The organism is Pseudonocardia sp. EV170527-09 (assembly GCF_008369905.1).
Classification (GTDB): Bacteria; Actinomycetota; Actinomycetes; order Mycobacteriales; family Pseudonocardiaceae; genus Pseudonocardia.
This window is the reverse complement of sequence record NZ_VRMC01000123.1, coordinates 1-11,035: the sequence shown is the minus strand read 5'-3', so window position 1 is coordinate 11,035 and position 11,035 is coordinate 1. Positions and strand designations below refer to the sequence as shown.

Annotated in this window: 14 protein-coding genes; 5 read left to right on the top strand and 9 right to left on the bottom strand. The window is 73.6% G+C overall.

Annotated features, from left to right (window positions below):
* A partial coding sequence (locus FVA95_RS25735) for an integrase core domain-containing protein (RefSeq protein WP_149663001.1) occupies nucleotides 1–170 on the top strand: 170 nt, incomplete at its 5' end.
* Between the two features lie 272 nt (nucleotides 171–442).
* On the opposite strand, the gene FVA95_RS25725 is transcribed toward FVA95_RS25735, so the two are convergent.
* Together FVA95_RS25725 and FVA95_RS25720 are read right to left on the bottom strand one after the other, a co-directional pair.
* A complete protein-coding gene (locus FVA95_RS25725) occupies nucleotides 443–1,045 on the bottom strand; it encodes a TetR/AcrR family transcriptional regulator (protein WP_161992447.1) in 603 nt (200 codons plus the stop codon).
* Between the two features lie 50 nt (nucleotides 1,046–1,095).
* Complete coding sequence (locus tag FVA95_RS25720; RefSeq protein ID WP_161992446.1) at nucleotides 1,096–2,094, bottom strand: PHB depolymerase family esterase; 999 nt, start codon at nucleotides 2,092–2,094, stop codon at nucleotides 1,096–1,098.
* Nucleotides 2,095–2,684: 590 nt separating this feature from the next.
* On the opposite strand from FVA95_RS25720, the gene FVA95_RS25715 reads away from it, so the two are divergent.
* Entirely contained in the window at nucleotides 2,685–3,011 is a 327-nt protein-coding gene (locus FVA95_RS25715; protein WP_240051732.1) for a helix-turn-helix domain-containing protein, read from the top strand.
* A 43-nt stretch (nucleotides 3,012–3,054) separates the two neighbouring features.
* On the opposite strand, the gene FVA95_RS25710 is transcribed toward FVA95_RS25715, so the two are convergent.
* Nucleotides 3,055–3,771 (bottom strand): MBL fold metallo-hydrolase, encoded by a 717-nt coding sequence (locus FVA95_RS25710; protein ID WP_149666434.1) that lies wholly within the window; start codon nucleotides 3,769–3,771, stop codon nucleotides 3,055–3,057.
* A 30-nt stretch (nucleotides 3,772–3,801) separates the two neighbouring features.
* On the opposite strand from FVA95_RS25710, the gene FVA95_RS25705 reads away from it, so the two are divergent.
* Nucleotides 3,802–4,881 (top strand): Xaa-Pro peptidase family protein, encoded by a 1,080-nt coding sequence (locus FVA95_RS25705; protein WP_149666433.1) that lies wholly within the window; start codon nucleotides 3,802–3,804, stop codon nucleotides 4,879–4,881.
* Here FVA95_RS25705 and FVA95_RS25700 read toward each other — a convergent pair.
* From FVA95_RS25700 to FVA95_RS25680, 5 genes are read right to left on the bottom strand one after another with little or no spacing between them, the layout of a single operon-like run.
* Complete coding sequence (locus FVA95_RS25700; protein WP_149666432.1) at nucleotides 4,868–6,073, bottom strand: ABC transporter permease; 1,206 nt, start codon at nucleotides 6,071–6,073, stop codon at nucleotides 4,868–4,870. The genes FVA95_RS25705 and FVA95_RS25700 overlap by 14 nt on opposite strands.
* Nucleotides 6,070–7,005 (bottom strand): ABC transporter ATP-binding protein, encoded by a 936-nt coding sequence (locus FVA95_RS25695; protein WP_149666431.1) that lies wholly within the window; start codon nucleotides 7,003–7,005, stop codon nucleotides 6,070–6,072. The genes FVA95_RS25700 and FVA95_RS25695 overlap by 4 nt, the downstream gene beginning before the upstream one ends.
* A 29-nt stretch (nucleotides 7,006–7,034) precedes the next feature.
* Nucleotides 7,035–8,651 (bottom strand): histidine kinase, encoded by a 1,617-nt coding sequence (locus FVA95_RS25690; RefSeq protein ID WP_149666430.1) that lies wholly within the window; start codon nucleotides 8,649–8,651, stop codon nucleotides 7,035–7,037.
* Between the two features lie 14 nt (nucleotides 8,652–8,665).
* Nucleotides 8,666–9,130, bottom strand: a complete 465-nt coding sequence (locus FVA95_RS25685; protein WP_149666429.1) for a hypothetical protein — start codon at nucleotides 9,128–9,130, stop codon at nucleotides 8,666–8,668.
* Nucleotides 9,117–9,782 carry a response regulator transcription factor gene (locus FVA95_RS25680; protein WP_149666428.1) on the bottom strand — a complete coding sequence of 222 codons (666 nt, stop codon included), beginning with the start codon at nucleotides 9,780–9,782 and terminating at the stop codon, nucleotides 9,117–9,119. Before FVA95_RS25680 ends, FVA95_RS25685 begins: the two co-directional genes overlap by 14 nt.
* Before the next feature lie 105 nt (nucleotides 9,783–9,887).
* Here FVA95_RS25680 and efp point away from each other — a divergent pair, with 105 nt between their 5' ends.
* Nucleotides 9,888–10,448: an elongation factor P gene (efp, locus tag FVA95_RS25675; protein WP_020625794.1), complete on the top strand. Its 561-nt coding sequence runs from the start codon at nucleotides 9,888–9,890 to the stop codon at nucleotides 10,446–10,448.
* Between the two features lies 1 nt (nucleotide 10,449).
* Nucleotides 10,450–10,869 carry a transcription antitermination factor NusB gene (gene nusB / locus FVA95_RS25670; protein ID WP_020625793.1) on the top strand — a complete coding sequence of 140 codons (420 nt, stop codon included), beginning with the start codon at nucleotides 10,450–10,452 and terminating at the stop codon, nucleotides 10,867–10,869.
* Here the strand turns inward: nusB and FVA95_RS25665 are convergent.
* On the bottom strand, nucleotides 10,866–11,035 hold a 170-nt coding region (locus tag FVA95_RS25665; protein WP_149665004.1), incomplete at its 5' end, for an integrase core domain-containing protein. The genes nusB and FVA95_RS25665 overlap by 4 nt on opposite strands.

Genomic DNA, 11,035 nt, shown 5'->3' with positions numbered 1-11,035 from the left:
GGACCCTGGCCGACGGCTGGGCCTACGCCCGACTCTATGAGTCGACCCGCCAACGCAACGACGCCCTACCCGGCTGGCTGCACTTCTACAATCACCACCGCGCTCACTCCGCCATCGGCGGCCAGCCACCAGTCACCAGGCTGACCAACCTCCCTGGACATCACAGCTAGTCGCGCACCGCGGCGACCGCTTCGATCTCGACGAGCTGATCGTCATAACCGAGCAGGGTCACCCCCATGAGGGTGCTGGGTGGGTCGTGGTCACCGAGGCGTCACGGATCACCCTCACGATCGTGGTCGTCGGCGACGACCCAAGCCACGTCGGCCGATCCGCGCGGTCCGCTTCCAGGCTCCGCCGAGCTGGTCAACCGGTGCGCGCAACGAGCGTGGGGCGGCATTGGTCGTCGCCGGTCCGGAACCGGGCCTCCGTGGCCGCGGTGCGCTCATCGGAGGTCCAGGCCGGGGGTGATGAAGTCGCGGTAGTAGGCGACGACCGTCGAGCGGGGGACGTCGGGCCGGGTGAGCCACCATCGTCCGAGCTGTTCGCCGACCCCGCTGATGGCGTAGGCGAAGGCGAGGCTGCGCTCCTCGTCGAAGGTCCCGAGGTGGCGGACCATTCCCGCGATCCGAGTGATGGTCTGCTCACGCAGCTCGGTGAGCTGTGCGTTCAGTTCCGGGGACAGGGCGGTGCTGGGGTTGAACAGCACCATCCAGCGGCGCGGATCGCGCTCGAGAATGCCGAAGAACACCTCGCCCGCCCGCGTGATCACGGTGCGGGCGTCGGCGCCGGCCTCGATGAGGATCTCCGGCTCGCGGACCCGGTCCTCGAGTTCGGCGCGGGCCCGTCGGACACATGCGACGAAGATGTCGTCCTTGGTGGCGTAATGGGCGTAGACGATCGTGCGGCTGACCCCGGCCTCCCGGGCGATGTCCTCGATGCTCGTGCCCTCGAAGCCCCGATCGGCGAAGAGGCGCTCGGCGACGGCGACCAGCTGCGCTTGCCTGGCCTCGCGGGACAGGCGCCGCCGCGGGGGTCGCTCGGTCATGGACGAGACGGTACGTCGCCGCGCGGTGTCGACCCGCGCCCACTCGACGGTCACCCCGAGAGCCCGCGCTCCGACACGACATCCCACATCACCGCGGCAAGGTCGGGGCCGCGCCGGTCGACGAAGAGCCCTGTGCTGCGGGGGCCCGACCATGCGTGGCCCTGTCCGTGGATCAGTACCCGCTGGATGACGAGACCGGGGGTTGTGGGGCGGCGGTAGGTGTCGGTCTCGAAGGCGTGTCCGTCCGGCGGCGTGGAGTGCACCGTCGTATCGGGTCGGACCGGAGTCGACGCGTCCGGAGTGCGGCCCTCGATGAGTTCGCCGAGTGCGAGCCACTGCTGTACGAGTCGCTCCGCCATGACGGGCGGAACGGTGGTGTCCTGGTCGCCCTGAACGACCAGGAGCGGGACCTGGCGAGCCCGTGGCCCCATCTCGGCGCGAGCCGGCACCGCCGTCTCGGCCGGCGACGGCGGGACGGGCTGCTCGGCGAACTCGCGCCGGAACCCGTACTCGCCGCCGGCCACGGACGTGACCGTCGCGAACAGGTCGGGATAGGTCACGCCGAGGATGACAGCCGTGCCTGCTCCGGAGGACACGCCGAGGGCGTGGACGCGGTCACCGTCGGCGTGGTGCGTGGCCACGACCTGCCGCACGGCTCCGGCGATCAGCTCCGGCTCACCACGACCGCGGTGCTGGTGTTCGGGCGACAGCGAGTTCCAGTACAGCTGTGGGTTCCGCAGCACGGACTGGGTCGGGTAGACGACGATGAAGCCCTCTCGGTCGGCCAGATCGTCGAGCCGCGTCGTGTCCTTCATCGAGTTGAGCCCGAAGCCGGTCATCGCGCACCCGTGGATCGCGACGACGACCGCCGGCGGCGCGCTCGTCGAGCCCCCGGGCCGCGGCGGCGGGAGATGCACCTGGTAGCGCAGAACCCCCTCGGCGCTGGTGTAGGACTCGTCCCGGTCTCCGCCCCGTGGGTCTGACGGCCCGGGCAGTGCCGCCGCGAAGCCCGGCGCGACCGCCATCAGGGCGATCGCGGCCGCGACCATGATTGCGTGTCGCCTGAACCGACGTCCCGACATCCGCCGACCTCCAGTAGCGCCATCGCCGTAGTTGGCACAGCGTAACTTATGGTGGACGCCGTGTTCAGTTGAGTTGATCGGTACTTTCTTTGCGACAGTAGGACTCCGTGTGTGGGAGGCCCCGCGCCGCCGCGGGATGGCGAATCCCCCCCGAGCGAGTGAGCCCCCTCAGCGGCAGTCAGCGGCGACGGCGGGCCAGGGCGTGGCGGTGATTCGCTCGGAGAGGGCGGAGCCGCTCTCCTCCAGGGGGCTACGGGCAGGTGATCAGGTTCGCCTTCGGGTCGATCATGACGCGATGCCGCCTCCGTTCGGGAAGGCGCGGCCCTGGTTGACGACGATGTTCGTGCCGATCCGTGTGCGCAGGCCGTGGCGCGTCGCATCGGTCCGCTCTGCGCTCCGCTCCATGAAACGTGCGAGAGCAGGAGTACTGCCTGTGGATTCGCGCGCGGTTACCTACGATGACAGAGGTGTCCAGTAGCGACCTGGAGTCGACGTCCGGCGAGGCCGGCCGACCCCCTCCCTCCGTTGGGCACGACGCCGTCCACCACGTCTGTCCGTTGAACGAGGTGCTGGACCGGGTCAGCGGGAAGTGGGCGATCGGTGTGCTCACGCTCATCGGTGCGGAGGAGGTCGCGCGGTTCACCGAGCTCGAGCGGGGCATCCCGGGCATCAGCAGGCGGATGCTCACGTTGACGTTGCGGAATCTGGAGCGGGACGGGTTGCTGACCCGCACGGTGTACGCGACGGTGCCGCCCAGGACGGAGTATCGGCTGACCGAGGCCGCCCGGGAACTCGCGCAGACCCTGTCGCTCCTCACCGGCTGGGCCCAACGTCACCAGACGCACGTCCAGCTCTCCCGGCTCGCCTACGACGAGGCCCACTGAAGCCTCGCGGGCGGGCAGCCACGAACTCCTTCGCCGGGTCGGCTCAGGAGCCGAACGCCGCCACGAACTGCTCCACCGACGTCGCCCGGTAGACGGTGTTCGTCCGCTGCACCTCGGCCAGCGGGGCGTGCGACGCCGGGGAGTAGCGGTGCCCCGGGTACACCGTCGGGTTGCCCTTCAGCGCCGCCAGCTGCTGCAGCGAGTGGTACATCTGCGCGGTGTCGCCGCCCGGGAAGTCGGTGCGCCCGCAGCCCTGCAGGAACAGGGTGTCCCCGGCGACGAGCCGGTCGCCGTCCGGGTCCGGCACCAGGAAGCACTGCGAGCCCGGGGTGTGGCCGGGGGTGTGCAGCAGTCGGATCGTGACGTTCCCGACCTTGACGACGTCGTCGTGGTCGTGCGGGGTCAGGTCGGTCGCCGACAGTCCGGTCACCCGGGTCACGTAGTCGGCCTCGGCGCGCTGCACGTGGATCGGCACCGGGTGCGACCCGATCAGCTGCGCGACGCCGACGAGGTCGAAGCCCATCATCGTGCCGCCGACATGGTCGGGGTGGTGGTGGGTGGCGAGCACCCCGGTCAGGCGCATGCCGTCGGCGTCGAGGGTCGCGATCAGCTCGTCGGGGGAGTAGGCCGGGTCGACGACGACGGCCTCGCGGGTCTCGTCGTCGCCGATCAGGTACGAGAAGTTGACCATCTGGGTGGCCACCTGGTCGCCCACGGCGTAGTCCTGGCCCGACAGCAGCTGGCGGAAGTAGAGACCCATGGCCGCGACCCTAGACATAGGGTTCGAGGCATGTCCCACCCCGCCCGGCGCGACACCCTGCGCGCCCTGCTCCCCGCCGCCGGCCTGGACGCGCTGCTGGTCACCGACCTGCTCGACGTCCGCTACCTCACCGGGTTCACCGGCTCCAACGCCGCCGCGGTGATCGCCGCCGACCCGGGGGAGGACCTGCTCTGCACCGACGGGCGCTACCGCGTCCAGGCCGCCGAGCAGTGCCCCGGCCTGGAGATCCTGGTCGAGCGGCCGAGCGCCCCGGCCGCCGCGGCCCGCGTCCGGGCCGGGCGGACCCTCGGCTACGACTCCGCGACGCTCACCGTCGACGGCCTGGCCGCCGTGCGCGACGCCGTCCCCGGCCGCCGGCTGCGCCGGGCACCCGGCCTGGTCGGGCGGCTGCGCGCGGTGAAGGACGCCGACGAGGTCGAGCGGATCGCCGCCGCCTGCGCGTTGGCCGACACCGCGCTGCGCGGCCTGCTCGACGACGGCGGCCTGCGCCCGGGACGCACCGAGGCCGACGTCGCGCGTGAGCTCGACGACCGGATGCGCCGCCTGGGCGCCGACGGCCCCGCCTTCGACACCATCCTCGCCGCGGGCCCGCACTCCGCGGTGCCGCACCACCGCCCCACCGGCACCGAGCTGCGTCGCGGCGACCTCGTCAAGATCGACTTCGGGGCGGCGCTCGACGGCTACCACTCCGACACCACCCGGACGTTCTGCCTGGGCCCGGCCGCGGACTGGCAGCGTGAGCTGCACGCCCTGGTCGACGCCGCGGCGGCGGCCGGGCGGGCCGCGCTGGTCGACGGGGCCTCGGTGACCGCCGTCGACGCGGCGGCCCGGGACGTCGTCACCGCCGCCGGGCACGGCGAACGGTTCCCGCACGGGCTCGGGCACGGGGTCGGGCTCGCGGTGCACGAGCCGCCGTGGCTCGCGACCACCGCCACCGGGCGGATCGACGCCGGAACGGTCGTGACCGTCGAGCCGGGCGTCTACCTCGACGGGCGGGGCGGGGTGCGGATCGAGGACACCCTGCACGTGGCCGGGTGCGGCCCGGCCAGGGCGCTGACCGGGCTGCCCCGCGAGCTCATCGAGATCTGAGCGCCTCCCGCCACGGCACCGTCGCCCCGATCCGCAGCACGGACCGCTCGTACACGCGGGCCCCGGCACGGGCCAGCAACGCCACGACGACGATCATGACCAGCGCCGAGCCGGCCACGTGCCAGGCCGAGACGGTGCCCTGGGCGACCATCAGCGGCATGAGCATCGCCGGGAACGGCGGGATCCACGACAGGACCTGCAGCGCCGTCGCGTCCGGCGAGCCGAGGTACCAGAACGAGACGCCGTACATCGCGAACATCAGCATCATCAGCGGCCCGGTCGTCGAGTTGACGTCCTCCTGGCGCGACACCAGCGACCCGGCTGCGGCGTAGAGGACGGCGAAGAAGGCGTAGCCGAGCACGAACCAGGCCAGCGCCGCGCCGAACACCCCGACCGCGGTGCCGGTGATCGTCAGCAGGCCGGTGGCGAGCCCGGTCGCGATCCCGACGACGCCGTAGAGCAGCAGCTGGACCAGCCCGACCGCGCCGATTCCCGCCACCTTGCCCCAGAGCAGGTCCAGTGGGCGGATCGTGGACAGCAGCAGCTCCACCACCCGGCTGGACTTCTCCTCGACCACACCCATCGCGACGGCCAGCCCGAAACCGACGATCTGCATGAACATCACGATCAGCACCGCGAACGACAGCGCCGAACGCTGCCCGGCCTCCGGGTCGGTGGGATCGAGTGCGTCCACGGTCAGCTCGGCGGGCGGGGTCGCGGCGGCCAGCTGGGACGGGGTCACGCCCACCACGGCGAGCCCGACGCCGGTGGCCCGGTCGGCCAGCGCCGCGTCGAGGACGGCCCGGGTCGCCGGGTCGAGCTCGGAGTCGACGACGGCCGTCGCGCCCGGCCCCGTGCCGTCGCCGAGCAGGGCGACGTCGAGGTCCCCGGCGGCGACGGCGGCCCGGCCGTCGCCGGCGGAGGAGATCTCCCGGACGTCGACGGGTGACCCGAGCCGCTCCGCGGCGGAGGTGACGGCCGCGGCCAGCGACGGGTCCCCGGCGACGCCGACCGAGGGCCGGTCGTCGCCCGTGCCGAACAGCGAGAAGGCGATCATGCTGCCCGCGATGAGCAGGAGCATGATCGCGTTGCTGACCCAGAAGCTGCGTTTGTGCACCTGCACGCGGAACTCGCGACGGGCGACCAGCGCGACCGCGCGCCGCGCGGGCAGGGTGGTGGACGGGGCGCTCATGCGACGACCTCCCGGTACAGATCGGTCAGTGACGGGGTGGTGACGGTGAAGCCGTGCACCGGTCCGGTGGCGAGCGCGGCGGCGAGGATCCGCTGGTCGTCGACGCCGTCGCCGAGCGCCAGCACGGTGCGGCCGCGCTCCTCGGCGAGCACGGTGACCCCGGTCAGCCCGTGCGCCCAGCCGGGCCGGGCGGCGGGGGCGCGCACCTCCAGCCGGGTGCCGCCACCGCGGCGGACCTCGCCGACGGTGCCGACGGTCCGCATCCGGCCGGCCACGAGGATCCCGACCCGGTCGCAGAGCCGCTGCACCAGGTCGAGCTGGTGGCTGGAGAACAGCACCGGCACGCCGGCGCGGGCCTTCTCCCGCAGCACTTCGCTCATCACGTCGACGGCGACCGGGTCCAGTCCGGAGAACGGTTCGTCGAGCACCAGCACGGCCGGGTCGTGCACGAGTGCCGCGGCCAGCTGGACGCGCTGCTGGTTGCCCAGGCTGAGCGCGTCGACGGTGTCGTCGAGCCGGTGGTCGACGCCGAGCTGCTCGGCCCAGCGCAGCACCGCCCGGCGCGCAGCCGCCCGGTCGACGCCGTGCAGCTCGGCCAGGTAGGCGAGCTGCTCACCGACTTTCATCTTCGGGTACAGCCCGCGCTCCTCGGGCATGTAGCCGATCGTGCGGCGGACGTCGAGGTCGATCGGGCGCCCACCGAGACGGACCTGCCCGGAGTCCGCCGCCAGCACGCCCAGGGCGATCCGCATCGTCGTCGTCTTCCCGGCGCCGTTGGAGCCGACGAAGCCGAAGATCTCTCCCGGGCGGACGTCGAAGCTCACCCCGTCCAGGGCGACGGTGCCGCCGTAGCGCTTGGTCAGCGCGTCGATCTCGAGTGTGGCGCCGGTGTCCGCCACCGGCCCGGCCCGGAGCTGCTGCTGTGTGGTCATCGGTCCCTCCCCCGCTGTGGGGACCGACGCTACGAGCCGGGGGTGCCCTCGCGGATCGGCGCGAAGGACGAGATCGGTGCCGCGGCGGGGTCGTCCTCACGGACGAGCGGGCTGCGGGGCAGCACCGCGCGGACCGTCCACCCCTGCCCGTCACCGGGGCCGGTGTACAGCTCGCCGCCGAGCAGCGCGACCCGTTCCCGCATCCCGAGCAGGCCCAGGCGGGAGCCGGTGTCGTCGGGCCGGTGGCCGGTCACCGGGCCGTCGTCGTCGACCTCCACGACGAGCGGCTCGGCGGTGCCGCCGTGGACGACCCGCACCCGGGTGGGGGTGGGCCCGGCATGGCGCAGGGTGTTGGTCAGTGCCTCGGTGACGATGCGCCGCGCGAACAGCTCGGCCTCGCCGGGCGTCGCCGTGGGGGAGCCCTCGACCGTCACCGCGACCGGCAGCCCCGCCGCGCGTGACGGCGCGACCAGGGCCTCCAGCGCGGCGGGGGACAGGTCCGCGCCGTCGGGGTCCGGCCCCAGGTCGGCGAGGGCGGGCAGTGCCTCGGCGACCCGGCGGACCGAGTCCGCGATGTGCCCGAGCGCCTCGGCGCGGGCCGCCGGGTCGGCGGCGAGCCGCGCCGCCCCGGCCTGCACCGCCACTGCGGAGACGTGGTGGGCGACGACGTCGTGCAGGTCGCGGGCCACCCGCAGGCGTTCGCGGGTGAGCGCCTCGCGCACACCGGCCTCGGTGAGCGCGCGTCGCCGGGTCGCGGTGTCGAGCCGGTGGTGGCGGACCGCGACCCCGGCCGCCCACAGCGGCACCACGGACAGGAAGCTGAGCACGACCACCGACGCCGGGGTCCCGAGCCGGTCCCACACCCCCGCCAGGACGCCCCCGGTGAGGACGACCAGCGTCGACACCGCCACCGCCACCGCGGACGTCACGACCGGCGCCGTCGACGCCGCGCCCCACACCAGAAGTGTCCAGGTGGCCTCGGCGAACGTGTTGGAGCCGTCGAGCATGCCCGCGGCGAACGACCCGACCCCGGCGAGCAGCAGCGCCGGCACCGGCGCGGTCCGCCACCACGCGACGAGTGCGAACTGCACCGCCACGACCAGCGCCGCGGCCGGGTTCCCCCACGGCAGCTGCAGCAGGCGCAGGAACCCGTCGACGACCGCCAGCCCGGTGTCCACGTCGCCCGCCGAGGAGACGAGCGCGCCGACCAGCAGAGCCGGGACGACGAACGCGACGAGCGCCCACAGCCCGGCCCGGTCGGGCAGTGGCATCCGGCGACGCCGCGGGGGCGCGGCCGGGGCCGGCACCGGGACGGCGACGGGTCCCGGCTCGGCGGCGGCGGGGGCGCGGAGCACGCCCAGGACCCGGCGCATCGCGGCCAGCACGGACCGGGCCCGTTCCCGCACGGCCCGCAGGTCGGCCTCGGTCGCGTCGGGGCCCAGCGCCCCGGCCTGGGCGACCAGGCGGCGCAGACCGCTGAGCACGCCACCGCCGATCTCCTCGGCGATCCGGGACCGCTCGGCGCCCAACGCGGTGCCGTGCTGCAGCCGGTCGGTCTCGGCCCGTTCGCGGTCGGCGCGCAGCGCCGCGGACCGGCTCCAGCGCCCCGCGACGGTGGCGATCACCAGCATCGGCATCACCACCATCGCGCCGCCGACGATCAGACCGCGTCGGTCGCCACGTCCGGCGAGACCGGCAGGCGCAGCAGCCAGGCCAGTCCGAGCGAACCGAGCCAGGGCAGAGCCACCCACGCCGCAGCGCCGACCGGTCCGCGCTGCGGCGCCCGTGCGACGGAGAAGGCGAGCAGCGGCCACACCAGCGCCGCGGCCCCACCGAGGAACGCGATCCCCGGGGCGGAGCTCACGGCCAGGACCAGATAGGCACGCCGTGGCCGCCGGCGGCGCAGCAGCATCGCCGCGGCCGCCGCCAGGCTCAGCCCCACCGCCAGGGCCACCTCCAGCGGCAGCGGCAGCCGGTGGACGTAGCCGTAGCTGTTCACGACCAGGGTCGTCACCATCTCCTGGGCGACGAGGATCAGCGCCAGCACCGCGAGCGCGACGTCCCCGGCGCGGCTGCCGGGCAGTGGCGCCGGGCGAGCGTCCGCGCCGGGCTCAGCCGTCGGCACCGGCCGCCCCCACCAGCCCGTGCTCGTAGGCGAACACCACCAGCTGGACCCGGTCGCGCAGCCCCAGCTTGGTGAGCAGGTTCGACACGTGGGTCTTGACCGTCGTCCCGCCGAGCACCAGCCGGTCGGCGATCTCGGCGTTGGACAGCCCGGCGGCGACCAGCCCGAGCACCTCCCGCTCCCGCTCGGTCAGCGCGGCGGCGGGCCCGGCCTGCGCGGGCGGGTCGGTCGGGACGAACGAGCCGACGAGCTGCCGCGTGACCGACGGCGCGAACAGCTCGTGCCCGGCGTGCACGGTGCGCACCGCGACCTGCAGGTCCTCCGGCTCGACGTCCTTCAGCACGAAGCCGGACGCGCCGGCCCGCAGCGCGTCGTAGACGTGGCGGTCCAGGTCGAAGGTCGTCACCACCAGCACGCGGATGCCGGGGTCGCGCAACGCGCGGATCCGCCTGGTCCCCTCGATGCCGTCGGTGCCGGGCATCCGCACGTCCATCAGGACGACGTCCGGACGCAGGGTCTCGGCCAGCTCGGCGGCCTCCGCGCCGTCCCCTGCCTCCCCGACGACGTCGATGTCCGGTGCCGCCGCCAGCACCGTCCGCAGCCCCGCCCGCACCACGGCCTGGTCGTCGGCCACCACCACCCGCACCGTCATGGCGCCCATCCTGGCAGGTCGCCCGCCCCTCGGGCGGGCCGGCGAACCCGGTGGCGGTACCCTGACCGACGCACGAATCCGAGATCCGAGCAGGAGAGCGCGCACGTGGCGACCACGAACGACCTGAAGAACGGCCTGGTCCTGAACATCGAGGGCCAGCTGTGGACCGTGACGGCGTTCCAGCACGTCAAGCCCGGCAAGGGCGGTGCGTTCGTTCGCACCACGCTGAAGAACGTGATGTCCGGGAAGGTCGTGGACCGGACCTTCAACGCGGGCACCAAGGTCGACACCGCGACGGTGGACCGCCGCGACATGACCTACCTGTACCGCGAGGGCACCGACTTCGTCTTCATGGACGCCGACACCTTCGACCAGATCCCGATCCCGGAGAAGGCGGTCGGCGACGCCGCGCGCTACCTGCTGGAGAACGCCACCGCCCAGGTGTCGCTGCACGAGGGGGAGCCGCTGTTCGTCGAGCTCCCGACCTCGGTCGAGCTGGTCATCTCCCACACCGACCCGGGCCTGCAGGGCGACCGCTCCACCGGCGGCACCAAGCCCGCGACCCTGGAGACCGGCGCCGAGATCCAGGTGCCGCTGTTCCTGGAGAGCGGCACCAAGGTCAAGGTCGACACCCGGGACGGCCGTTACCTCGGCCGCGTGAGCTGAGGTGCGCGCACGCACCAAGGCCCGCAAGCGGGCACTGGACATCCTGTTCGAGGCCGAGGCCCGCGGTGAGGACGCGCTGTCCGTGCTCACCGCGCGCCGCGAGACCGACGACGCGCCGCCCGTCCAGGACTACGCGGCGCGGCTCGTCGAGGGCGTCGCCACCCACCAGGAGCGGATCGACCAGCTGATCGCCGAGCACGCCGAGGGCTGGGACGTCGACCGGATGCCCGCGGTCGACCGCGGGCTGCTGCGGCTCGGGATCTACGAGCTGCTGTGGGTCGACGACGTCGACGACCCGGTCGCGATCACCGAGGCCGTCGAGCTGGCCCGGACGCTGTCGACCGACGACTCCCCGCGCTACGTCAACGGGGTGCTGGGCCAGATCTCCGACATCGCCGAGCACCTGCGCGCCACGCTCTAGTTGTGATGTCCAGGGAGGTTGGTCAGCCTGGTGACTGGTGGCTGGCCGCCGATGGCGGAGTGAGCGCGGTGGTGATTGTAGAAGTGCAGCCAGCCGGGTAGGGCGTCGTTGCGTTGGCGGGTCGACTCATAGAGTCGGGCGTAGGCCCAGCCGTCGGCCAGGGTCC